Here is a 23480-nt window from a genome sequence, read left to right as displayed (position 1 = left end):
GATCCTTTTCGAGAAGACAATGATTCGACCTTTCAACACTTCTGCTCCAACCCTGTTCCTTGGCTGCCTGTTCAGCCCGCTGCTACTGGCCGACGACGCGCCGCTGGAACTCAATCAACAAATCGTTTCCGCACCGTCGGTGGAGTCCACCACCGTCGCCGACATGGCCAGATTCGGCAGCAAGGTCGAAATCGTCAGCCGCGAACAGATCGAACGCGCCGGCCCCAGCGCCGATGTCAGCCGCGTGATGCAGATGTTCATTCCAGGCTTGTATGTGGCGCCGAAAAACGGCCCTTTCGACTACGGCACCTATTCGCTGCTCGGCGGGCGCAACGACGACACGCTGATCCTGCTCGACGGCGTGCGCCTGAACAATCGCCTGTACGGCGGCCTCTATCTGGACACCCTGCCGGCCAACGCCATCGAACGCATCGAAGTGCTCAAGGGTGGGCAGAGCCTGTTGTTCGGCACCCAGGCCGTGTCCGGTGTGATCAACATCGTCACCCGCAGCCCGCAATCGCGCAAAGCCGCCGGCGAAGTGAATCTAGGCGTCGACAGCTTTGGCGGCACCACCGAAGACGCCCGCGTCGAGAATATCTTCACTAACGGCTTCGGCGACCTCGGTTTGTTGGCGTACGTCAGTCACAACGTCTCCGACGGTTACCAGCCCTATCGCAACCGCGACATGAAAAACGATTCCGGCAAGGATCGCGCCTACGAAGTCACCACGTTCGGCGGCAAGGCGATTCAGTCGTTCGACGATGATTCGCGGCTGGAGCTGTTTTACCAATACGCCGACGCCAACCTCGATTTCGCCCGCCCGGTCGACAACCACAAGACCACTAACGACCGCGTGCAGCAGATCGCCACGGCGACCTTCGAGCAGGCCGTCAATGAGCGCCTGAGCTACTTCGTCAAAGGCCATATCAACGACTGGGACACGCGTTATACCCGCGTCAACAACCGGGAGGGCGGCGGCACCAAAGTCATTAACCACAACGACTATTGGGGCTTCACCGACTGGGGTGTGCAGGCCGAAGGCAAGGCTGAATTGCCCGGCGATCATGTACTGGTGTTTGGCACCGACAATCAATGGTTCAAGGGCCAGGATGATGTGTTGATCATCGATAACGACAAGGCCGAAGCCCACGCTTTCTACACGCAACTGCGTCCGCAGATCGACGCCCTGCCCGACTGGCACCCGAGCATAGGCGTTCGCCACGAAGCCATGAGCGGCGGCGACAGTGCCACGGTCGGCATGCTCACTTCGCTGTATGACCTCAACGACAACTGGTCGGTGCGCGGTCAGTACGGCAGCGCCTACAAACTGCCGAACGCCGAGCAGCTGTTCGTCAATGAACCAGGCGACGAGATCGGCAATCGCAACCTGAAGCCGGAAAAAAGCCGCAATGCGGAGCTGGGTGTCGACTACAAAGGCTTTCTGCTCGACCGCGAACTCAGCGCCAGCGTGACCCTGTTCAAACGCAAGATCGACGACTTGATCACCCTCGACGACATTCAATGGGTCAACGGTGAAGGCCAGGTGCGTATGCGTGGTTTCGAGGCCGACGCCAAACTCGCGCTCAACGATCAGTGGAGCCTGCAAGCGGACATGACCCGCAACCTCACCGAATCGCGCAGCGGTGTGACCCTCAACGATATCCCGAGCTTCTTCGCCCGCTCGCGCGTGGGCTATGAATCGGAAAGCCGCCTGTGGGGTGCCGGCGGTGCGATCCGCTATATCCGCGACATCAAAAGCTCGAAGCAGGTCGAGTACGGCAATTATTCAGTGGTCGACGCCGACGCCTATCGCTACCTCGACAACGCCCACCAACACCGCGTAAGCCTGCTGGTGGAGAACCTGTTCGACCGTGATTACGTCACCAGCCGTTCGAGCAACGTCGATAACCTCGGCCGGCCGTTCACCTCCGAAGTGCGCTACACGTACCGCTTCTGATGAGTGACATCAAAACCGTCGACGGCGTCGACACGCACCCGGACTGGTCGCAGGTGCCCGAGCATGCGCGCCATGTATTCGTCTGCACCGGCCCGCGTTGCACCCAGCGCGGCGCGTTGCAGTTATGGAAAACCTTGCGCCGGCACTTACTGGCGCACGATCGCATCGAGACGCCGGGCGGCGTCTTGCTGACCCGTACGCACTGTCAGTTCCCGTGCAATCTGGGGCCGATTGTGACGGTGTACCCGGAACGCTGCTGGTATGGCGTGCGCAGCCATGAAGATGTGCAGCGGCTGGTCGAGGGGCATCTGGTGGGCGGTGAAATGGTTGCGGATTTGCTGATCAAGGCGCAGACATGAGATCGATTCTGTACGTACTTGGCGCCCTGCTCTGCTCAATGCCTGTACTCGCCGACAGTTACCGCAATTGCGGCGAAGAATGGAGCGCCGATCAATCTTCGCGCATCGTCGCGCTCAATCAGCATGCGGCCGATCTCGTCCTCGCACTGGGTGCCGGGCCAGCGCTGGTCGGCGTGGCGTATCTGGATGACACCGGTGCCGGTCAGCGCCAAGCCGAGTATTTCGGCGTACCGGTAATCGCGCGGCAGTACCCGGCCAGCGAAGTGCTTTACGCTGCGAAGCCGGATCTGGTGATCGGCGGTTTTGCCACGGCGTTCGGCGACGGGGTGACCTCGCGCTCGGGGCTTGCGCGCAATGGCGTGGGTACGTATCTGCTGGAATCCGCCTGCAATGGGCACTCGCTGGATTATTTCGCGCATGTGCGCAATGACTTGCTGACCTTGGGCAAGCTGCTGCACCAGCAGCAAAAAGCCCAAGCATTGATCGACTCCATGGAAAAGGACATTGCCAGCGCCCGAGCCTTGGCCGGTGCAGGTAAACCGTTGTCCGTGTTCTATCTCGACAGCGAAGTCAAAGGTCTCGACAGCGAAGGTCGGCGTGGCTTTGTCACTCCGCTGCTGGCGGCTGCCGGAGCACGCAATGTGTTCGCCGACATCAACCTCTATCGAGTCACCGTCAACAGCGAAACCCTGCTGGCCAGCGACCCGGACGTGATCCTGCTGGCCGACGCCGAATGGTCGCCCGCCCGCCGCAAACGCTACCTGTTGGCCCACGACCCGGTCCTCTCGCAACTGCGCGCGGTGCGCGAGAACCGCATCATCGAGATCCCTTTCACCCACCTGCTGCCAACCTACAACAGCGGCCGCGTCGCCTTGCAACTGGCCCGCCTGCTCAATGCACTGAAGAAAAATAAATGAACCCGTCGCACCGCACGCCACCTAACGAACAGACCATCAGGAGGTAGCCAATGCAAATCGAAACCGTGTGGATCGTACTGGCGGCAGTTCTTCTGCTAATCGAACTCTGGGCCATCAATCGGGTGCGCAAGAGCGAGGGGAAAGCGAGCAACAAAGGTGTATGGATTGTGCTGATCGTGTTTGTGCCGCTGTTCGGCTTGATTGCCTGGGCGTTGGCGGGGCCCAAGCATGTCAGTCATAACTCAGCATCGTAGTCAGGCCGCTAGAACCTCATCTATGCTGCACACCGCAATACGGCCGGCCAGGCGACAACAGGGAGGTTGCATTGGCGAAGCGTATCTTAGTGATGGATGCCGGTATCCTCGGCACCTCTTTCGCGTGTCACCTGCCCGGCAAAGATTCCCCCGAAGAGAGAACGACGTACATGGAAGTGATCAACACATTACAACCCGCCGATTGTGCGGACATGCAAGGCATCCGGAGTGAAATCGATCGTCTCGATCAGGCGGTTATCAAACTGCTGGGCAAACGTTTCCAGTACGTCATTGCCGCGTCGAAGTTCAAAACCTCAACGACGTCGGTTCGAGCACCTGAGCGTTTCCAGGCCATGTTGGCCACCCGCCGCGAATGGGCCTGCGCCGAAGGTTTGAACGCAGACGCGATCGAGAAAATGTACAGCGACCTGATCAATCACTTCATCGCAGAAGAGATGAAGCACTGGGCGGCGCAGCAACCGGAACGTTGACGCCTTTGCCGGAGTTTTTCACTGGCTCACGAACATGCGGCGCGTGCTGTCGACCACCGCCCGCGTGTGTCCGATGACTTCTTTTTCAACCACAACGCCAGATCCCTCACGAAATCAACGAGCGCTATTCATGGAAGAAGTCATTACCTACCGCACCGCCACCGCTGCAGATGCTCTGGCGATGTGCGAGCTGGGCCAATTGCTCAACTCGGTACACCACGCCGCTCGCCCTGACATCTACGCCGCCGCCACCGAAGATTTTGCCCGCGATTTGCCGCACTGGGCGGGGGTATTCGAAAAGCCTGGCCAGATCGTCTTCATCGCCAGCGCAGGTGAACGGCCCGTGGCGTTCATCACGGCCATCCTGTCCGCCAGTTCCGGCCCGCTGATGCAGCCGCAGAATGTGGTGCGCATCGGCTCGGTGTGTGTCGCCGAGCCGTTCTGGGGTAAAGGCATTGGCCGCGCACTGATTCAACGGGTGAAAGACTGGGCTATCGAGCAAGATGCTCAGGACTTGCGCCTGACGGTGTGGCCATTCAACGAGCGCGCGGTACGCATGTATGCCGAGTTCGGCTTCGAAACCCGTGCCCTGGAGATGGGCGTGCGTTTGTGAGGAGCGGCCAACTCCGATCATGAATAAACCCGGCAAAATATCAGCACGAACCCTATCGGATGGTTCGATCCTGCCGACAACATGCTGATGACCTGCGCAAGACTGAACGACGCACGTCCATCCTTTTACAAGAGCCACTTTCCATTACGATTCAAGAGGCTGCACCCATGAGCAACGCCTGGAACGAAGGTTATTTCACCGACGAAGGCTACACCTACAGCTATAGCCGGGAAATCAATCCGGTATTCCAGCGTTACTGCCTGTTGTTGCGCGGCTTTGCCGGGCTGGACAATCCCGACGGTTACCACTGTGAACTCGGCTTTGGCCAGGGTGTGTCGATCAATATCCACGCCACGGCCAACCCTGGTGGCTTCGTCGGGACGGACTTCCACCCCGGTCAGGCGGCCCATGCCATTGAGCTGGCGGAACTCAGCAACAATGGCGCAAAACTCTACGACGACAGCTTCGAGCAACTGCTGGCGCGCCATGATTTGCCGCAGTTCGACAGCATCAGCCTGCATGGCATCTGGACCTGGGTCAGCCGTGACAACCAGAAACTGATCGTCGAATTCGCCCGACGCCACCTCAAACCGGGTGGTCATCTCTACGTCAGCTACAACGCATTCCCGGGCTGGTCGCCTGCTGCGCCGTTGCGCCAATTGTTCAGCCTGCACGACCGCTTCGCCAATCACTCGACGCGGGCGGATCAGCGCATCGACGCCGCGTTGCAGTTTTCCGAAGCGCTGCTGGCGGCCAACCCCAAGTACGCCATTGCCGCGCCGAGTCTGGGTGCCCGGCTGCAGACCATCAAAGGTCAGGACCGCCAATACGTCGCCCACGAATATTTCAATCGCGACTGGAACTGCATGTATTTCGCCGACATGGTGGATGCACTGGCCCCGGCCAAGCTCGATTACGTCACGACCGCGGTGCCGATGGATTCGGTCGACGCACTCAACCTGAGCGCCGAAGGCCTGGCCTTTCTCGACGGTATCGAACACCCGGTGATGCGCGAGCAGGCGCGTGACTATTTCGTCAACCAGGCTTTCCGTCGCGACCTGTACGTGCGCGGTGCCAACCGACTCAGCGCGACCGAGCGCCGTTCGCGCATGCTCAATACGCGATTCGTGCTGATGCAGCCGACAGAAAACGTAGCCTCCAGCGTCACCGGCCCCGCTGGCGCAGCGACGCTGCAAGCGGAAATTTACCGCCCGCTCCTCAATGCCCTCGCAGATCAGATGTATGAAGCCAAAACGATGCAGCAGTTGCTCGATGCGGTGTCACCAATGGCCTATGACGATCTGGAACAGGCCATCGCCATCCTGGTCAGCATGGGCGCGGTAGCCCCGTGCCAGAGCGAAGCTGCCGAGGCTCTGGTGTATGAACGCTGCGCTGCGTTCAACCTGCAACTGTGCAAACGCGCGCTGTTCAACGCCGACATTCAAGTGCTGAGCAGCCCGGTCACCGGGGGTGGCGTCACCGTCAGTCGTTTCCAGCAACTGTTCCTGATTGCGATCCGTCAGGGCAAGCAGCACCCGGCGGAGTGGGCGCAACTGGCGTGGAGCGTCATCGCCGAACAAAACGAAGTGTTGGTCAAGGACGGCAAAGCGCTGACCACCGCTGAAGCCAACATCGCCGCGCTGACCGAGCAGGCCCAGGCCTTTGCCGAGCAATCGCTGATCGTGCTGAGCGCTTTGAAAATCGTCTGATCGGGGTAGGTGGTGCGCAGCGGGGCAGGAAATCTTAATCAAACGCCCCGTTGAGCACCTCGTAAATCAGGCCGGTGGCCAGCGCAACCAATATCAGATCCGTGCCCACCTGCTGCCATTCGTAGCCATCGTAATGCGGCAGGTGACCGACCAGGCGTCCATCGAGCTTTTTCGCGATCCCGGGCGGCAGCGGTTTGCCGCGTGCAAGATTCTTTTGAATGCCCGGTGGCAGCGCAGGTCCCGGGTTCCAGTAGTCGCGGTAGCCGCCAACAATCCCGAGCACATTGCCGCGATCGATACTAGGGGCATGACTCCAGTCACCGCCAGAGTTGTTGCCCTTGTTGCCATTGCCTTTCTGGTTACCGTGGCCCTGCATATTCTGCGAATTACCCTTGCCATTGCCATTGCCATTGCCCTGGCCCTTTCCATTACCGGGATCAGCCAATGCCATCGCCGAGCTGACAACCAGCGCAAGAGAGGAAATCGTTGCAATCAACGTGCGTGACTTGTTCATGCGGCGCGCCTTCATGGTGGGTTGCTCCTGTGTCATCTTGACGTTACACATCAGCTTAGTTTATTCCGGCTGACCGATCGTCGATTACGCCCAGCCCATCGACACTGCCTGACAGGAGCTATTTCATGGATTTGAAGTTCAGCCACATCGACGTACTGGTCAAAGACCTTGAAGAAGCCTGTGCCTATTACGCGCAGATCCTTCAGGCGCGGATCTCCACACCGCAGACCTGGAATCGCGGGGGCCTGCACGTACGCTATGCCGTGGCGTTGATCGGTCAGGAACGCTTCATGCTGGTCCAGCCGCTGGCGGGAAATCTCAAGGAACTGTTGGATACAGTGGGCGAAGGCATGATTTACCGTCATTGCTACACGACACCTGATATCGAGTTGGCCTACGACGAACTGCTCGCCAGCGGAGTTCAGCCGGAAGACGAGAACGGCCAGCCGCTGACTCGCGAGAACCTGCAATCGCCGTCCGGAACCCGCATCATCTGGTTGCCCAAGCGCTTCGGGCATTTCTCGATCGAGATTCTCGAAGAGAAGGCGCTGGGGGCATTTATCGAGGCAGCATTTGCTTGCGGATGAAACTCCGCCGCCCCTGATCGATACGTCTACGCTCTCTCCATCGCCACCACGCTTGGAGACTTCGCCATGACCCGCCCACTGCTGACTGGCCTCGCCCTGCTCGTCCTGAGTTTCCAGGTCCACGCCGACGTCACTCCCTTCCCCGCCACCTTCCACACTCAGGACATCAAAGTCGAAGGCGCGACAATGCATGTGCGAGTTGGTGGCAAGGGTCCGGCCGTGGTGCTGTTGCATGGTTTCGGTGATACCGGCGACATGTGGGCGCCGCTGGCGGCGGATCTGGCCCGCGATCACACCGTGGTGGTGCCGGATCTGCGCGGCATGGGGTTATCGTCGATTCCGCAGGACGGCTACGACAAGAAGACCCAGGCCGGCGACATTCGTCAGGTGTTGAGCGCGCTGAAGATCGAGCACTCGGTGGTCATCGGGCATGACATCGGCACCATGGTCGCGTTCGCCTATGCCGCGCGCTATCCCGAGCTGACCGAGCGCCTGGTGGTGATGGATGCGCCCGTGCCCGGCATCACACCGTGGAACGACATCGTTCGTTCGCCGATGCTCTGGCACTTCGACTTCGGCGGCGCGGACATGGAGCGTCTGGTTGCCGGGCGCGAACGCATCTACCTCGACCGCTTCTGGAACGAGTTCGCCGGCACCCCGGCCAAAGTCGATGAAGGCACCCGCCAGCATTACGCCAAGCTCTACGCCCGCCCCGGCGCCATGCACGCCGCATTCGCCCAGTTCCGCAGCATTCGTCAGGACGCCCTCGACAACGCCCCCGTTCTGCAGAAACACCTGGCCATGCCGGTGCTCGCCGTGGGCGGTGAAAAGTCCTTTGGCAACAACGAAGCGATCGTCATGCGCAATGCCGCGGACAACGTGACCGAAGTGGTGATACCGGCGGCGGGACACTGGTTGATGGAAGAGGCGCCGGCACCGACCATCAAGGCAGTGCGCGACTTTATCGCAATGTGAAGAATGGGCATTGCCTTGGCCCGACGCTTACGTCAGGATTCGCCCCTTTTGCGCGCAAGAGCAGGCCGGACAGAAAACATGAATCGTCAAAAGAAACTGCAGCAGTTGTTCAAGGAAAAGGCCAAGAAGGCCAGCGCCAAACTGGCGCCGAAAAAGCCCAAGTACATCAGCAAGGCTGAGCGGGCGAAACTGGAGGCTGAGGCAGCAGTGGAATCAATCGATTCCAGCGAGAGCTGATCCCTGCTCTACAAGAACGGCGCAATATTCGCCAGCGCCCGGTCAATGTAGAGGTCTTTCTCCGCCACCGGCGCCACGCGTTTCGCTGACCGGGCCGGGTGGTCGTTTTTTTCCTGTCCGTTTTGGGCGTTTACCGACCAAATTTACGACACATTTATTTTTATGCTTGCGCCTATTTCGGAGCCAGACTCACGATGACAAATAGCTCGCCAAACTATGAAAAAAATCATATTAAACTGATGAGATTTCATATCACCCTGGCATTATTCTATTTCCTCATCTGCTCACTTTCTGCATGGCTATGCATGATTGATAAAAGCACCTCAATAGGCATACCTGTGTTTTGCGCAGCAGCCGTTTTCGTCCATTTACTGCTTGCCTATGGAAGCAGAAACCGACTTGAGTCTTCGAGAAAAGCATCAGAGTTCATAGGTGCGTTATTGATGTTTGGTTTTCCAATAGGTACGTTGTTGGGGTACTTCTTCTTGCAATGCACAATATGGCAGGATCCGGAACAAAAACATTAATAGGCTTGTGAGAACGGACATGTGAGCGGTTCTCCTTTTCTGCGCCGATACTTGTACGACGCCGAGTTGAGCCTCTCCAGTGCACCGGCCCTGTGCAAGTGCTATGGGCTGACCAAGGAACAATGGACCGAACGCCGACGGTGACGTTAATGGCATGTCTGAGCGCACCTTGCGAACCAGTCCGCATCAAGAAGGCGTTTTACACGCCAGCCAAGCCCCCCAGAACAAACTGCTGAAAAACCGCGTCGCCTCGCCAAACCCGGCCTCATGCAACAACGCCTGAACCGCCGCTTCGGAATGCGGCGGGTCGGCGCCTTGCAGAATCTTGCCCAGCTTGGCCTTCACCTCCTCCGCACTGGCGCCCTGCTGCCGCCAACGCTGTCCCCACGCCTGGAGCAATAACGGTTGGCTGGCATAGGCGTAATGGTTGCCGGCGACAATCAGCGGTGCGCCCGGTTTGAGTCGCGCCTGAATCGCTTGCAGGATCTGGCGCTTGGGCTCATCACCGTTCAGATGATGGAGCACGCCGATCAACGTTGCCGCATCAAATGAGGCAGCAGCCGGCAGGTCTTCGACGTGGCCAAGATGCACCTGGGTTCGGTGCAGCAAGTCGTTGGCCTGCAGTTGCGCTGTCGCGGTTTCCAGCATCGGTACGGAAGGGTCGACTGCGGTGAAATGCCATTGCGGCTCCAGCGCCGCCATCGCAATGATTTCCTGCGCCGTGCCGCCAGCGCCGACCACCAGTATGTTGGCCGGACGCGAACCCAGGCTCGCCGCCAACATGCAGGCCGCCAGATCATGACAGGCGTCGTAGCCGGCCAGCGCGATGCGGCTTTGGCGGGCGTATTCGCTGGCGCGGGAGGTGTCGAATTTTTCTGCGGGGCTGGTCGAGGTTTGGCTCACGGCAATGCTCCTGGTTTTTCGAGCACGCTACGCCGAAGAGCGCGAGAGGGAAAATTCATTCGCTTCATGCCCCGCATTCCTTGCGGGAATGCGGGGCATGTGAACCTGGGTTTTGTATTACCGAGCAAGCAGCGCCTGCAGCCCACCATGGCCGTCGACGATCAGGCTGCGAATCAGTGCCTGATAGTGCTCGGCACTGTTCGGTTCTCGAAGATCGAAACTGGCCAGCCAACTGACCAGTGTTCTGTCCTGGCCTGACAAAGCAACCAGTTCCACGCTGGCCACGTAGTTGTCCAGCGGTAAGGGCGACTCTTCAAAACGGTAGGACAGCCTCAACGTCGAGTCATCAACCGACAACAAGCGCTCTCTGACAACGGCGCCATCGCTCAACGTGAGCGTGCGAATGCAGCCCACAATCTCGGGTCCTGCGCCTTCGATATGGCTGTCCACAATCGAAGGGTGCCAGTTCTTGATCTCGCCAAACTGCTTCACCACGTTCCAGACCTGTTGTGCAGCGCCTTCCACGACAGCGGAAAACTCAACCTTCGACATCTCGTATCCCCTTGTAATTGATCATCCGCCGATCCCGGCAGCGGACTACCGGGATCGACCGATACTCAGGCCTCGAACTGGTGATAAACCTTGGCGATGACCTTCCAGACGCCGCCAATTTTGATCAGGGTCAGGTAGTCGTTGTAGTCAGCACCGATCGCATCGGTTTCCATGTCCACGCGCACCACTGCGGTGGTCGGTGTGATCGCCAGCACGTCTAGACGCGTACTGATTTGCGGGGCAGCGCCGTTTTTCTCGACGAAATCAAACAGGTTCTTGATCGGGCCGCCGAGCAATTCGCCGTTGGTGAAACCGTACATCACCGCCTCTTTATGAAAGGCTTGAGCGACGCCTTGAGCATCACCGACCCGAAGACCTTCGACGTATTGATTGGCGGTGGCGATGACAGCGGTGTATTCGGCGGTCGGTACAGCCTTGATGTTCTTCGACATGGTTGTTTCCTTTCGTTGGGGGGGAGTTACAAAGGCCACCGGAAGCCAAGGCTGGCACCCGGCGGCTGGAGCAGCCAACACTCACCAGTCCTGGCGCGTCGGCGAAATGATGAGGTCGTTGACGGTGACGTTTCCCGGCTGGTTGAGCGCATAGATCACCGCCCGGGCAACATCGTCAGGCGCGATGGCGATGCGGTTGAGTTCCTGGGCGGCCTTGCGCCCTTGCGGATCACTGACCTTGTCCGCCCAACCGGTATTGATAACGCCGGGGCTGACCGTGTTGACGCGGATGCCATGCTGTACGCCCAATTCCTTGCGCATGGACTCGGTCATGGCCTGCACAAAAAATTTGGTGGCGCTGTAAACACCCGCCGCCGGCCCGACCTGATGGCCGGCCACCGAGTCCATGTTGAGGATCTGCCCGGACCGCTGCTCCAGCATCACAGGCAGCACTGCCGCGGTAGCGTTGAGATAACCCTTGATGTTCACGTCGATCATCTTTTCCCAATCCTCCACGACCAGATCGACCCAATTGGAGAACAGCATCAGCCCGGCGTTATTCACCAGAATGTCGACACCGCCATAGGTGTCCTGCGCGAACCTGGCGAGTGCTCTGGTTTGCTCAAGCCGGGTCACATCAGCAGTAAAAGCGACCACGTCATGGCCGGCCTCACGCAACTCGGCGACGAAAGCCTGTAAGCCCTTTTCGTCCAGCGCAGCGACAACCACACGAACCCCTTGTGCCGCCAGCGCACGCGTCGTGGCCGCGCCGATACCGGAAGATGCACCGGTGACGATGGCGACTTTGTTGTGTAGATAATTCATGTTTCGTTCCTCTTTGCAGTGAATGCGATTGCGCCCGGTCGGTGTCAGGGTTGCCATTCAGGCGTTAGCGGTTGGCCAATCGATGTAGCCTTTCGCGCCACCGCCGTAGTAACTCTCACGCGGGGCAATGGTCAGTTCGAGACCATGGCGTAAGCGCTCGACCAGGTCGGGGTTGGCAATAAACAAACGCCCAAACGCCACCGCATCGATACGGCCCTGCGCCCGACGCTCAAGCGCCATCGCCAGGTCATAGTTGTTGTTGCCAATGAACGCGCCGTCGAACTGCGCACTCAGCGCGTCGAGATCCACGCCCGCAGGAACGCTGCGAGAAGTGGCGGTGGCGCCTTCGACGAAATGCAGGTAGGCCAGATTGAATCGATTGAGTTGCTGGATCAGGTAGCCGTAAGTCGCCATGACGTTGCTGTCGGGCGGCGTATTGCCGGCATCGGGCGTCACCGGAGACAGGCGGATACCGACACGGTCGCTGCCCCAGATGGACGCCACCGCTTCCGTCACTTCCAGCGTCAGCCGGGCACGGTTCTCGATGGAGCCGCCATAGAGGTCCGTGCGCTGATTGGTCGAATCACGCAGAAACTGGTCGAGCAGATAACTGTTGGCCGAATGCACTTCGACGCCATCGAACCCGGCTTGCCTGGCATTCTCGGCGGCGAGTTTGTACTGCTCGATGATTCCGGGAATTTCCGCGGTCTCAAGCGCGCGAGGCATCGATACCTCGACAAAACCTTTCTCGGTATACGTGCTGCCCTCAGCCTTGATGGCCGAGGGTGCGACCGGCGCTTCGCCATTGGGCTGCAACTCGACACTGGAAAAACGCCCGACGTGCCACAGCTGGCAGACGATTTTTCCGCCGGCCGCGTGCACCGCATCGGTGACTTGTTTCCACCCGGCGACCTGCGCTTGCGACCAGATGCCCGGCGTCATCGCATAGCCACGTCCCTGAGCGGAAATGTTCGTCGCCTCGGCGATGATCAAACCTGCACTCGCACGCTGAGCGTAGTAAGTCGCATGCATTTCATTCGGTACGCCGTCGTCGGCCATCCGGCTGCGCGTCACGGGGGCCATGACAATTCGATTGGCCAATTGCAGCGCGCCCATCTGCATGGGCGAAAAAAGGTCGGTATCAACAGCGTTATCAATCATAAGCACTCCTATTCAATAGACCGGTCGTCTAGTAAAGCAACCCAAAAAAAACGCCCCTGCGCCAGCGGGCGTGCACTCGTTATCGGTGCGGTTTCAAACGTGAGGGGCCGACGCTTGAAGGCTCACACTTCGGCAGCGGGATGAACACCTGACGGTTCAAGCGCGGCTCTTTCCCACTTGGCAATCACCAGCGGTGCGATGGCATTGCCCAATACGTTCAGCGTGGTCGTACCGCTGTCGATGATCCTGAAAATACCCGCGATCAATGCCACGCCCTCCAGGGGCAGACCGGCCGAAGCCAACGTAGCGGAGAGGATGATGATGGCAAACCCGGGCACCCCCGCCGCGCCTTTCGACGTCAGTACCATCGTCACCACCAGCAGGATCTGCTGCGACAGTGACAGGTCGATGCCATAGAGCTGCGCCACAAAGATCGTCGCGACACCGAGGAAAATCGAAGCGCCGTCCAGATTGAATGCATAACCCACCGGCACCACGAAACTGACGATCCGCCGCGGTACACCGTAGCGCTCCAAACGGCTCATCAACTGCGGCATGACGGCGGCGGATGCGGCACTTGAGAACGCCAGAATCAATTCACTGCGGAAGTAGCGAATCAATTTGAAAATGTTCTCCCCAATCAAGTAGCAAATGCCACCGAGTATCACCAATGCAAAGACCACCAGCGCCAGGTAAACCACGCCGATCAACTTGAGCAATGGCAACAGCGAGGCAAAACCAAAGGTCGCGACCGTGGCGCCAATCATGCCGAAGACACCAACCGGCGCGTAGGCCATGACAATAGAGACCACTTTGAACATCGCATCGGAAATGCTCTGAACCACCGCGATGGCTGGCGCACTTTTTTCTCTTGGCAGCGCATTCAAAGCGAGGCCGAACAGCACGGCGAAGAACAGTACCGAGAGCAATTTCGCTTCCGACATCGCCACCAGAACATTGTCCGGCACGATGTTCTGCACGATCACCAGCGCGCCTTTCGAGGGCTCCATGTTGATCGATGCCGTGCCATGCGACAGGCCGGAAATATCGGTGCCGCTACCCGGTTCAAAGAGGTTTGCGAAACACAAGCCGATGACAATGGCCAGCGCGGTAATAGCAAAGAAATAACCCAGCGACTTGATGCCCATGCGGCCAAACGACTTGTTATCGCCACCGCCAGCGATGCCCAGAATCATGCAACAGAAGACAATCGGTACAACCACCATCTTCATCATCTTGATAAAGATGTCACCGAGGGGCTTGAGGATCTCCGTGCTGACCCACGTTTGATATTGCGGATGGGTATTGAAATACCAACCGACGAGCACGCCAAGCAACAGCCCGGCAACGATTTGCCACACCAGGGGAATACGTTTCATGTCTAGCCTTTTTGTTGGAAGGAAAGGTCTGCGTCAGCGGCAGTTGCTAGAGTCATGAGCTTCCAGCTCACTAGGGACCAAATGGCACAACCGGGTTGTGCCATGACGGTTGTCACTTGGCGAAGAGCTGGCTCATATCCTTGAACGCCTTGAACTCCAAGGCGTTACCGCAAGGATCAAAGAGGAACATGGTGGCCTGCTCACCCACCTGCCCTTGAAAGCGGATGTAAGGTTCGATCACAAACTCGGTGCCAAAGGACTTCAGACGTTCGGCCAATGCTTCCCACTGTTGCCATCCCAAAATGATGCCGAAGTGCGGAACAGGGACGTCGTGACCGTCGACCGGGTTGCTGTGAACGCTTTCCTGGGACGCGGTTTTCGGGTGTTCATGAATAACCAGTTGGTGGCCATAAAAGTCGAAATCGACCCACTGAGTACTGGAGCGCCCTTCTTCAAGACCAAAGACTTCACCGTAAAAGGTGCGCGCTGCAGCCAGATCGTAAACGGGGATAGCGAGGTGAAAAGGCGAGAGGCTCATCAGAAACTCCAATCATGTTTTTGTTGGTTGGTGAACATTCCTGCCGTCATCGGCGCCTTGGGTTCAGCCGCTGCCGGGGGATGGGAAACATCCTAGGGCGGAAAACCAAACATAAAAATCAATATATATTTCTTAGAAACACAATTAATATTTGTGAATGATCAAAGAACTGAAGACACTCATCGCCGTAGCACGCGAAGGTACTTTCGCTGCAGCCGGCAACAGGATCGGACTCACGCAGGCTGCCGTCAGCGCCCAGATCCAGCGCCTGGAAGCCGAACTCGGCTTCGAGCTTTTCGACCGAAAGGGGCGCTCGGCACACCTCAACAGAATGGGCCACCAGATACTGCTGCAAGCGCAAGAACTGCTCAGGCTCTACGACAGCCTCGGCTCGACAACGGTGGGGCTGCCGCCCAGCGTGCTGGTCAACATCGGCGCCATTGCGTCGGTGCAGCGCTCTTATCTACCCGATGCACTCGCGAAGTTTCACCAGCACTGCCCGCAGTGCAGATCCCGGATCGTTCCGGGGTTGTCGATGGAACTGGTCAATCTGGTGGATGCTGGCGAGATTGACATGGCCGTGATCATCCGCCCACCCTTCTCACTGCAAAGTGATCTGCGCTGGACCACGCTGGCGCTGGAGCCTTACCGGTTGATCGTGCCACGCGATGTGCCGGGCGATGACTGGAGCCAATTACTTTGTAGCCAGCCGTTTATACGATATGACCGCTCCTCTTTCGGCGGCAGGCAGGTCGACCGCTTTTTACGGCAGATGCATTTCACCCTGCACGAGGTCTGCGAGCTGGATGAACTGGAGGCAATTATCAAACTGGTCGAAAACGGTGTCGGCGTGGCGCTGGTGCCGCAGACGGCGCCCGGCTTTGCCTGGCCTGCCGGCGTCCGGGTGCTCGACCTCGGTCAGCACACGTTCCACCGTGATATCGGGCTGGTGCACCGATCGCGCCAGACCTTCACCGAACCTGTACGGATGCTGGCCGAGCTGATCAGTGCGCAGGTCAAGATCGGCTATGACTGAGTGCAGGGTTGCGCCTTCACAAAGCACAGCCATTAACCGCATCAATAACAACCATTGATTCAATGAAGTTCTCTTATCAAATGCGCGGCGTAACATCGGCTCCAGACCCCACCACTACATCACGGAGCACACACTCATGAAACGCCAAGCCCTTCTCAGCATCGCTTTCTCACTGTTCGCCCTGAATGCTGTTGCCGCTCCCGCGACTCAAACCGATCCGCTGTTCAGCGACGCAGTAGCCGCCGCCACCCAGACTGATCCGCTGTTCAGCGATGCCGTTGCCGCCGCCACCGAAACCGACCCGCTGTTCAGCGATGCCGTTGCCGCCGCCACCGAAACCGACCCGCTGTTCAGCGATGCCGTTGCCGAAGGGGGTTCCGACCGTTTGCTCGAACGCCGCGCCGTCTGAGTGCAGCGCTTTACCGCCGTCACCGAATAAAGGCCCGACCTCCCGTCGGGCTTTTTGCGTCTGCAAGTTCTGCTCACCGGCCCTGCTCTGCGGGAAACTTTTGCGCGCCAATCGCCTCGATCACCTAACCTCATAGACTGTGTGATCCATTCGAGCCGCCTCACCCATGCGCAACACATTGAAGTCGTTGTTTTTTTTCGCATTCATGCTGGCGGTTGGCGGCAGTCCGACGCTATGGGCCGCCGACTTGCCGGCGCCGGCAACCACCGCCGCCGCGCCGCTGCCGGTGATTTCGCAAAGCGAACTGCAGGCGCTGCAACAACGCCTCGACGGCCTCAAGCAACAGATTTCCGCAGCGAACAATTACAACCAGCTCGAAGGCCCGCAGGATCGGGTGCAGGCGTTCATTCTGGATGTCGATCGGTTGTCGGCGGCGTTGTTGCCGCAGCAGGCGCAACTGGCAGTGCAGTTGGGGGTGCTGGGGGCCGCGCCGGATGCCGATCTAGCGGAAGAGCAGGCAGACATCGTCGCGCAACGGGCGTCGTTGGCCGAGCAGAAGAGCAAGGTCGACGGCACATTGAAGAGCCTGGCGGCGCTGAAGCAGAGCGCGGCGGATCTGATTACGCAGATCGCCGGGATACGCCGCACACTGCTGGAAAGTGAGCTGACGCTGGGCACTGACAGCGTGCTGAGCCCCAGTTTCTGGTCGCCGCTGGTGAGTCCGAGTGACGATGATCGTCAGCGTCTGCGCTTTTTCGTCGCGCAGGTGCGCGACACTTGGGCCACCGTGTGGGCACCAGGCGAACGCATCTACACCAGTATGTTGATGGCGCTGGCACTGATCATCTGGACCTTCGGCCGCCGGCTGGCCGAACGCGGTCTGACCTGGGTGTGCATTTACCGCATGCCCGAGGGACGTCTGCGCCGCAGTGCGCTGGCGTTCGCCTCGGCGCTGGCGACCATCGCCACCACCGCCATTGCCCTGCAATTACTGTTCTACGCCTGCACCCGTCATCAACCTTTGCCGCCAGTGCTGGAAACCTTCTCCGAAGAGTTCGAAAAAGTCGTGTATGCCTGCGTGCTGCTCACCGGGTTGAGCCGCGCGTTGCTGTCGACCGAACATCCCTCGTGGCGCCTGCCGGCGATTGCCGATTCGGTGGCGCTGGCGCTCAGGCCCTACCCGCGCATCCTGTCCTGCACGTTATTGGTGCTGGTGACGCTGGTGCAGGTGAGCAATGCCACCGGCATGAGCAGCCAGATCGTGATTGCCGGGCGCGGGGTCATTTCGATCGTTGTGCTGGCGATCGTGACGGTCCTGTTGTTGCGCGTCGGCAAGGTGCGCAAGGCGCTGGTCGCGGCCAATGATGCGGCAGCGGCGAACAGTACGTTTGCCGGGGTGATTTACACCCTTGCCAGCGTCTCGATGTTTGTCTCGGCGATTGCCCTGCTCGCCGGCTATGTGTCGCTGGCGCGGTTCATCAGTTATGAGCTGGTGTGGGCGTACATTGTCTTGTCGGGTTTCTACCTGCTGATCCAGTTGATCAAGGACGTCTGCGAGCACGTTTTTTCGCCACGGCACGCCAGCGGTAAAGCGCTCAAACAGTTACTGGGCATCGGTGATCGCCGCCTCGATCAGATCTCGATCCTGCTGTCCGGCTTCAGTCGGGCCGCGCTGATGCTGCTGGCGGTGATCGCCCTGTTTGTCGGTGGCATCGGCACTACGCTCGGGCAACTGGCGAGCAATATCATGGCGATCCTTGGCGGCGCCGGGCTGCGCAAGCTGAACATCGTCCCCGGCCACCTGCTCAATGCCGTGCTGGCGCTGATGATCGGCATCTGGCTGATCCGTGCCCTGAGTCGCTGGCTCGACAACGAGTTCCTGCCCAGGACCGACATGGACCCGGGCATGTGTGCCTCGTTGAGCACGCTGTTTTCCAATATCGGTTACGCCTTCGTGATTCTGCTGACGCTGTCGTCGCTGGGCGTGCAGTGGACTAATCTGGCGTGGATCGTCAGTGCGTTGTCGGTGGGCATCGGCTTCGGTTTGCAAGAGATCGTGAAGAACTTTGTCTCGGGGCTGATTCTGCTCACCGAACGACCGGTGAAGGTCGGCGACTTGATCAGCATCAGTGGTGTGGAAGGCGACATCCGCCGCATCAACGTGCGCGCCACGGAAATCCAGCTCAGCGACCGCTCGATCGTCATCGTGCCCAATTCGCAACTGATCTCGCAGAACCTGCGCAATGTCACCCTGGGCGGCAGCGCGCAAGGCGTGGCGTCACTGGAACTGGTGTTCCCGCTGGATATCGATCCTGAAGAGGTGAAAGACCTGTTGCTCAACACGTATCGGGAGAACGAAACCATCCTCGATAAACCGGCACCGTTCGTGCGCTTCAGCAAATTGTCGCCTGACGGAATTACTTTGACGGTGACCGGGTACGTGGCTAGCCCGAGGATTGTCGGGGTGACCAAAAGTGATTTGCTGTTCGAGATTCTCAAGCGGCTGGGTGCGGCAGAGATTGCGTTGGCGAAACCGCCGGCGAGTGCGTAATGAATCGGTAAGGCTCTGGCATGGAATATTTTCGCTGTCTGAAAAATCGCTTTCGCGAGCAGGCTCGCTCCCACAATTTTTGCGCGGTGAAGGGTTATTCCGGAAGCGCCTAAATGCCTGCTTTTTAGGTCTTTATTGGCGGTCAGACGGCAACCTTATACTCGAGCGGTTTACTCATCGTTCAATAAGGATGTTCCATGCCTCGACGTTTTCTACTGGCGGCGCTGTTCGTCGCCGTCGCCGGTTGTGCCAGCCCTCCTCCTGCGTCCGTTCACACCCATGATCCCGCCAGTTCGACCTTGCAAGGTGATATTTCGCGGCCGGCGCAGGCGCAGTGGATTCGCACCGAGTTGTACTTCTCCGTTGGTTCGATCGATGGCAAGGACGGTGCAGTCAGCCCGGCGCGCTGGCGCGAGTTTCTTGATCAGGAGGTGACGTCGCGATTTCCTGATGGTTTCAGTGTGTTCGATGCTTATGGGCAGTGGCGGGATAAGGGCGCGAAAGAGCCTGAACGCTTGAGCACCAAGGTGATTGTGATCTTGCATGAGAACAGCCCGAAGAATGCGGGCAACATTGAAGCGATTCGCCTGGCTTACAAGCGTATTACGGGGGACTTGTCGGTGCTGCGGTTGTCGCAGCCGGCGGAGGTGTCCTTCTAGAATCAGAAGCCCCTCACCCTAACCCTCTCCCAGAGGGAGAGGGAACCGATCCGGGGATATTGGAGATTTACGCCGACCTGAGCATGGCTCACTGAATCAAAACCGACCTCGACCTGTTTTTCCTTCACTGAATCCATAATCGATTCGGTAAGAAAACATTCAGGTCGGCGTAGCGTTTGAGATCACCTCGGTCAGTCCCCTCTCCCTCCGAAAGAGGGTTAGAGTGAAGGCTTTGAACTAAGCCTACACGTGCCGAAGAAACGGCCTACGCAACAAAGAAATCAAATGTAGGAAAACCATACTTTTGACAGCTATTCCAGAGCAAAAAAAGTCCGTTCCAGTCGAAACCGGAACGGGCTTTTCCCACATTAACGGCCGTTACTTCAGGTCGTCAAAGTGGTCTCGCAGGAACTCGTAAAAGCGAAATGCTTTAAACAATCTCCATACAAGGCTCAGCGTACGCAGCAAAAGCTTCATACGTTTTGGCCTCCAGGGCTGGGGGCCAAACCTCCAGCAAGCTTACCGGATCATGCTTGTCTTCAGCTGGCATGTCATAGCAGCTAGTGAGGCGGCCGGTTGAAAGCCCTCCGAAGTATCATCCCGGCACGGGTGCAAAACCGTGTCAGAGGGAATGAAACCGTTGAGTTGCCAGCCAAACCTCGTCGCTGCTCAGACATGTGAGCGTCAGCATCATAACCCTCAATAGAACGATACATGACCAGGTAATTCATCGGCTTTGTAAAACGTTATTTCTGCCAGTATTGCTCTTTTCAACATTGGATAACGTATGCATCCACCTGATACAGAATATTAATGTTGCGAGGGGACGCAAAGACTCATACCATGAGCACATGTCATAGCAGCTAGTGAAGCAACAAACCTCGGTCGCAAACCAGGGTTTACAAAAAGAACCGCCCCGCAAAGGCGGTTTTTTTCGTCTGTCTTTTTACTGCACCCGACGACGAAAAACAGCTCACAACACCCGCGCCCACGTCTGACTCAGCAGATCCTTGCCAAAGCTGTGAACCGCTTCTTCCTCCACCAACTCAAACCCGGCCTGCTGATAAATCTTGCGTGCAGCCGTCAGGTTGCTGGTCGTCCACAAGGTCATTTTCCGGTAACCCATCTGCCGGGCAAAGCGCAGGCACTCCTCGACCAGACGACTGCCAATGCCCAGACCCCGCGCGCTGGCGTCGACGTAGAGCATGCGCAGTTTGGCGGTAGTCGCGTCCTGGCGGACGATGAACACCGAACCGATGACCTTGCCGTCCTTTTCGGCAATCCAGCAGCGCTCACAGGTGGGGTCGTAATCGCGCAGGTACTTGGCGACCACCTCGGCCACTAGCACCTCGAACTCCGAATTCCAGCCGTATTCGCGGGAATACAGTGCGGTTTGCTGTTGCATCACCGTACCCATGTCACCGGGTTGCGGATCGCGTAATACGTAGGTTGAGTCTCTGTTGCCTTGCAGCAGTGTCTGGATCAGCGTCATGGCGCCGATCAGTTGTTTCTGCTGCGGTTCAGGCAATCGCTCGAGCATGGCGGCGATCTGTTCGCGGGAAGCCTTTTCCAGCGGGACCAGAATTTCGCGCCCGAGGTCGGTGAGGTGCAATTGCGCAGCGCGGCCGTCCGTAGGCGACGGCACTTTCTGGATCAAGCCGTGCTTTTCGAAACCGCTGATGATGCGGCTCATGTAGCCGGCATCGAGGCCGAGCATCTGGCGCAGTTCAGCACTGGTCAGGTCACCGCGCGACGCCAGCTCATACAAAATGCGTAACTCGGTCAGCGAATAGTCGCTTTGCAGCAGATGCTCCTGCAATACACCGATCTGATGGGTGTAGAAGCGGTTGAAACCGCGCACAACGTCGGCTTGCTCGAGGAGATGGCTGCTGGACATGGCAAACGCTCAGTTAATTGCTTAAAGCAACTATATATTTGCCAAAAGCAACCATGTCAACAGAAAGCTATCGGCACTTGGCCAACACCACCTGACAGGTGTCCGGCGTGCCCCCAGAGCGCCCGGCATAGCGGATGCAGTTGCTCATCGACTTCTGCCGGGCCATGTTCAAACTGGAGCCCCAGGCCAGACCGCCCTCACCGACCGAGGGCAAGGCTTTGGCGTAGCAGGCGTCCCCGACGCCGGAAGGCGGATAGTGTTTGCGGCCTGAGCAGCCTGCCGCCAACGCCAGGCTGAGGGCGATCAAGGTGAGTAAAACCCCGCGCGAGCATCGGTTAATCATCGCATTCCACCTGCCGCCAAAGGGCTCGTGACCTGCAGAGTCTAGCCCCCTCATCTGCACAAATCTTCTAAACGTCGATGATCATTGCGCGGTATTTTATGGGGCCGCACCGTTCAATGGCGAACACTGGAGCCTTCGTGGATAAACGCAACTGGATCGAGCTGTCCCAGGATGCCGACACCGGGATTGAATCGATTCGTGCTCATTTTCAGGGGCATGCCTACGATCCACACTGGCATGACAGCTTCCTCGTCGGCGTCACCGAGCAAGGCGTGCAGCAATTCAATTGCCGCCGAGTACGCCATCGCAGTACCCCGGGCAATGTGTTCCTGCTGGAGCCGGGGGAAATCCACGATGGCCAGGCGCCGACCGAGGAAGGTTTTACCTATTCGATGCTCTACCTCGATCCGCACTGGCTGGAGCGTGAAATGCACGCGCTGTTCGAAGACGCACCGTCCGACAGTCAGCCCGGTTTTGCCGACACGCTGAGTCAAGACCCGCGTCTGGCCACAGCGATCAATCACGCTTTCCATGCGTTGCATGACGGCGATCTGCGCATCGTCCGGCAGACCGCCATTGACGGTCTGCTTAGCTCGCTCACGCGTCATCTCGACTGGCGCAAGCGCCAGGTTTTCGATCCGCGCCTGCCGTTGGTGGCGCAACTGGCGCGGGATTATCTGCACGCGCACACATATGAAGATATCGGTCTCGATGATCTCGCGCGGGTCTGCGGGGTGGACCGTTTCCGTCTCAGCCGGGCGTTCAAGTCTGCCTTCGGTCTGGCGCCGCACGCCTACCTGATCCAGTTGCGCCTGGCCAAGGCGCGGCAGTTGCTGGCGCGCGGTGAAACGCCGGCACAAGTCGCCAGCGTGCTCGGTTTTGCCGATCAGAGCCACCTCGGTCGCTGGTTCCGGCGTGCCTATCAACTGACGCCGGCGGATTACCGCAAACGCTGCTCAAACCTTCCAGACTGACGCACGCCGTCTGGCGATCATGGATACCTGTGTTGATTTTCAGGGAATCCCGATCATGGCGTCATTACTGCCCTTTCTGCTGTTTGCTTTCGTTGCCTCGATCACGCCGGGGCCGACCAATATTCTGGTGTTGAGCCACAGTTCGCGCCAAGGCCTGCTCGCCACATTGCCAATCATTTTTGGCGCCTGCGCGGCGGCGGCCCTGATCGTACTGATGGTCGGCCTCGGTGCCGGCGAAACGTTGCTGCGCTACCCGCGTGTGCAGCATGCCATGGCCTGGGGCGGCGTGCTCTGGTTGAGCTGGCTGGCGTGGCAGATCTTTCGCAGCACGCCGCCATCACTGAACCCGGCGGATGCCCAGGAAGAAAGTTTCAGCGTGCTGGGCGCTGCCATGCTGCAACTGGTCAATCCCAAGGTGTGGATGATGGCGGTGGCAGTGGTCAGCGTGTTTGTTGGCGGGGGTGACAAGACTCTGCGGCTGCTGGTGTTGTCACTGGCGTTTTTGCTGGTGTCGCTGCCGTGCATGACGTTCTGGGCATTGCTGGGTGTGGGCAGCGCACGGTTGATGGGTTCGCCACGGGCGTTCAAACGCATGAATGCGGCACTGGCGTTGTTGCTGCTGCTCTCGGCATGGCTGACCGTCCTGGCATAACGCCCCTGC

At 58.7% G+C, this 23480-nt stretch carries 26 protein-coding genes; 16 read left to right on the top strand and 10 right to left on the bottom strand.

Annotation, left to right across the window (positions count from 1 at the left end; all coding sequences use genetic code 11):
* Nucleotides 1-19: 19 nt before the first annotated feature.
* From LOY43_RS12455 to LOY43_RS12425, 7 genes are all read left to right on the top strand, one after another.
* Nucleotides 20-1957, top strand: a complete 1938-nt coding sequence (locus tag LOY43_RS12455) for a TonB-dependent siderophore receptor (RefSeq protein ID WP_258709741.1) — start codon at nucleotides 20-22, stop codon at nucleotides 1955-1957.
* Entirely contained in the window at nucleotides 1957-2316 is a 360-nt protein-coding gene (locus LOY43_RS12450; protein ID WP_258709740.1) for a ferredoxin, read from the top strand. Before LOY43_RS12455 ends, LOY43_RS12450 begins: the two co-directional genes overlap by 1 nt.
* A complete protein-coding gene (locus tag LOY43_RS12445) occupies nucleotides 2313-3233 on the top strand; it encodes an ABC transporter substrate-binding protein (protein ID WP_095049895.1) in 921 nt (306 codons plus the stop codon). The genes LOY43_RS12450 and LOY43_RS12445 overlap by 4 nt, the downstream gene beginning before the upstream one ends.
* A 50-nt stretch (nucleotides 3234-3283) precedes the next feature.
* Nucleotides 3284-3487 carry a PLD nuclease N-terminal domain-containing protein gene (locus tag LOY43_RS12440; RefSeq protein ID WP_095049894.1) on the top strand — a complete coding sequence of 68 codons (204 nt, stop codon included), beginning with the start codon at nucleotides 3284-3286 and terminating at the stop codon, nucleotides 3485-3487.
* A 170-nt stretch (nucleotides 3488-3657) separates the two neighbouring features.
* Nucleotides 3658-3978, top strand: coding sequence for an isochorismate lyase (locus tag LOY43_RS12435; RefSeq protein ID WP_258709925.1), 321 nt, complete (start codon nucleotides 3658-3660; stop codon nucleotides 3976-3978).
* A gap of 130 nt (nucleotides 3979-4108) precedes the next feature.
* Complete coding sequence (locus tag LOY43_RS12430; RefSeq protein ID WP_258709739.1) at nucleotides 4109-4591, top strand: GNAT family N-acetyltransferase; 483 nt, start codon at nucleotides 4109-4111, stop codon at nucleotides 4589-4591.
* A gap of 167 nt (nucleotides 4592-4758) precedes the next feature.
* A complete protein-coding gene (locus LOY43_RS12425; protein ID WP_095126431.1) occupies nucleotides 4759-6300 on the top strand; it encodes a class I SAM-dependent methyltransferase in 1542 nt (513 codons plus the stop codon).
* A gap of 34 nt (nucleotides 6301-6334) precedes the next feature.
* On the opposite strand, the gene LOY43_RS12420 is transcribed toward LOY43_RS12425, so the two are convergent.
* Complete coding sequence (locus LOY43_RS12420; RefSeq protein ID WP_258709924.1) at nucleotides 6335-6814, bottom strand: RcnB family protein; 480 nt, start codon at nucleotides 6812-6814, stop codon at nucleotides 6335-6337.
* A gap of 125 nt (nucleotides 6815-6939) precedes the next feature.
* Here LOY43_RS12420 and LOY43_RS12415 point away from each other — a divergent pair, with 125 nt between their 5' ends.
* The 3 genes from LOY43_RS12415 (at nucleotide 6940) to LOY43_RS12405 (ending at nucleotide 8613) form a co-directional block, all read left to right on the top strand.
* Complete coding sequence (locus tag LOY43_RS12415) at nucleotides 6940-7401, top strand: VOC family protein (RefSeq protein WP_258709738.1); 462 nt, start codon at nucleotides 6940-6942, stop codon at nucleotides 7399-7401.
* Between the two features lie 66 nt (nucleotides 7402-7467).
* A complete protein-coding gene (locus tag LOY43_RS12410; RefSeq protein ID WP_258709737.1) occupies nucleotides 7468-8376 on the top strand; it encodes an alpha/beta fold hydrolase in 909 nt (302 codons plus the stop codon).
* Between the two features lie 78 nt (nucleotides 8377-8454).
* The gene (locus LOY43_RS12405; protein ID WP_095049889.1) at nucleotides 8455-8613 is read left to right on the top strand and encodes a DUF2986 domain-containing protein; all 159 of its coding nucleotides are present in this window, start codon (nucleotides 8455-8457) and stop codon (nucleotides 8611-8613) included.
* A gap of 713 nt (nucleotides 8614-9326) precedes the next feature.
* Here LOY43_RS12405 and LOY43_RS12400 read toward each other — a convergent pair.
* From LOY43_RS12400 to LOY43_RS12370, 7 genes are all read right to left on the bottom strand, one after another.
* The gene (locus tag LOY43_RS12400) at nucleotides 9327-10043 is read right to left on the bottom strand and encodes a class I SAM-dependent methyltransferase (RefSeq protein ID WP_095049888.1); all 717 of its coding nucleotides are present in this window, start codon (nucleotides 10041-10043) and stop codon (nucleotides 9327-9329) included.
* Nucleotides 10044-10160: 117 nt separating this feature from the next.
* The gene (locus LOY43_RS12395; RefSeq protein ID WP_095049887.1) at nucleotides 10161-10595 is read right to left on the bottom strand and encodes an SRPBCC family protein; all 435 of its coding nucleotides are present in this window, start codon (nucleotides 10593-10595) and stop codon (nucleotides 10161-10163) included.
* 65 nt (nucleotides 10596-10660) lie between these two features.
* Nucleotides 10661-11047, bottom strand: a complete 387-nt coding sequence (locus LOY43_RS12390) for a nuclear transport factor 2 family protein (protein ID WP_095049886.1) — start codon at nucleotides 11045-11047, stop codon at nucleotides 10661-10663.
* 81 nt (nucleotides 11048-11128) lie between these two features.
* Nucleotides 11129-11872 (bottom strand): SDR family oxidoreductase, encoded by a 744-nt coding sequence (locus LOY43_RS12385; RefSeq protein ID WP_220558730.1) that lies wholly within the window; start codon nucleotides 11870-11872, stop codon nucleotides 11129-11131.
* A 57-nt stretch (nucleotides 11873-11929) separates the two neighbouring features.
* On the bottom strand, nucleotides 11930-13033 hold the full coding sequence (locus tag LOY43_RS12380) for an alkene reductase (protein ID WP_095049884.1): 1104 nt from the start codon (nucleotides 13031-13033) through the stop codon (nucleotides 11930-11932).
* Nucleotides 13034-13155: 122 nt separating this feature from the next.
* Nucleotides 13156-14412 carry a cation:dicarboxylate symporter family transporter gene (locus LOY43_RS12375; protein ID WP_095049883.1) on the bottom strand — a complete coding sequence of 419 codons (1257 nt, stop codon included), beginning with the start codon at nucleotides 14410-14412 and terminating at the stop codon, nucleotides 13156-13158.
* A gap of 112 nt (nucleotides 14413-14524) precedes the next feature.
* Nucleotides 14525-14950: a VOC family protein gene (locus LOY43_RS12370; RefSeq protein WP_026000724.1), complete on the bottom strand. Its 426-nt coding sequence runs from the start codon at nucleotides 14948-14950 to the stop codon at nucleotides 14525-14527.
* A gap of 157 nt (nucleotides 14951-15107) precedes the next feature.
* Here LOY43_RS12370 and LOY43_RS12365 point away from each other — a divergent pair, with 157 nt between their 5' ends.
* The 4 genes from LOY43_RS12365 (at nucleotide 15108) to LOY43_RS12350 (ending at nucleotide 19605) form a co-directional block, all read left to right on the top strand.
* Complete coding sequence (locus tag LOY43_RS12365) at nucleotides 15108-15986, top strand: LysR family transcriptional regulator (protein ID WP_220558728.1); 879 nt, start codon at nucleotides 15108-15110, stop codon at nucleotides 15984-15986.
* Between the two features lie 136 nt (nucleotides 15987-16122).
* Nucleotides 16123-16395 (top strand): hypothetical protein, encoded by a 273-nt coding sequence (locus LOY43_RS12360; RefSeq protein ID WP_258709736.1) that lies wholly within the window; start codon nucleotides 16123-16125, stop codon nucleotides 16393-16395.
* Nucleotides 16396-16561: 166 nt separating this feature from the next.
* Nucleotides 16562-18946 (top strand): DUF3772 domain-containing protein, encoded by a 2385-nt coding sequence (locus LOY43_RS12355; protein ID WP_095049880.1) that lies wholly within the window; start codon nucleotides 16562-16564, stop codon nucleotides 18944-18946.
* Nucleotides 18947-19143: 197 nt separating this feature from the next.
* The gene (locus LOY43_RS12350; protein ID WP_095049879.1) at nucleotides 19144-19605 is read left to right on the top strand and encodes a DUF3574 domain-containing protein; all 462 of its coding nucleotides are present in this window, start codon (nucleotides 19144-19146) and stop codon (nucleotides 19603-19605) included.
* 973 nt (nucleotides 19606-20578) lie between these two features.
* Here the strand turns inward: LOY43_RS12350 and LOY43_RS12345 are convergent.
* Together LOY43_RS12345 and LOY43_RS12340 are read right to left on the bottom strand one after the other, a co-directional pair.
* Complete coding sequence (locus LOY43_RS12345) at nucleotides 20579-21502, bottom strand: helix-turn-helix domain-containing GNAT family N-acetyltransferase (RefSeq protein WP_258709735.1); 924 nt, start codon at nucleotides 21500-21502, stop codon at nucleotides 20579-20581.
* Between the two features lie 67 nt (nucleotides 21503-21569).
* Nucleotides 21570-21845 (bottom strand): hypothetical protein, encoded by a 276-nt coding sequence (locus LOY43_RS12340; RefSeq protein WP_095049861.1) that lies wholly within the window; start codon nucleotides 21843-21845, stop codon nucleotides 21570-21572.
* Nucleotides 21846-21982: 137 nt separating this feature from the next.
* Here LOY43_RS12340 and LOY43_RS12335 point away from each other — a divergent pair, with 137 nt between their 5' ends.
* Nucleotides 21983-22819, top strand: coding sequence for an AraC family transcriptional regulator (locus LOY43_RS12335; RefSeq protein WP_095049860.1), 837 nt, complete (start codon nucleotides 21983-21985; stop codon nucleotides 22817-22819).
* A 55-nt stretch (nucleotides 22820-22874) separates the two neighbouring features.
* Nucleotides 22875-23471, top strand: a complete 597-nt coding sequence (locus LOY43_RS12330) for a LysE family translocator (RefSeq protein WP_095049859.1) — start codon at nucleotides 22875-22877, stop codon at nucleotides 23469-23471.
* The last annotated feature ends 9 nt before the right edge of the window (nucleotides 23472-23480 follow it).

It is taken from the genome of Pseudomonas sp. B21-041, from assembly GCF_024748675.1.
Taxonomy (GTDB): domain Bacteria; phylum Pseudomonadota; class Gammaproteobacteria; order Pseudomonadales; family Pseudomonadaceae; genus Aquipseudomonas; species Aquipseudomonas neuropathica.
The sequence above is the reverse complement of the archived record's forward strand: the minus strand, read 5'-3'. Positions and strand labels throughout refer to the sequence as shown.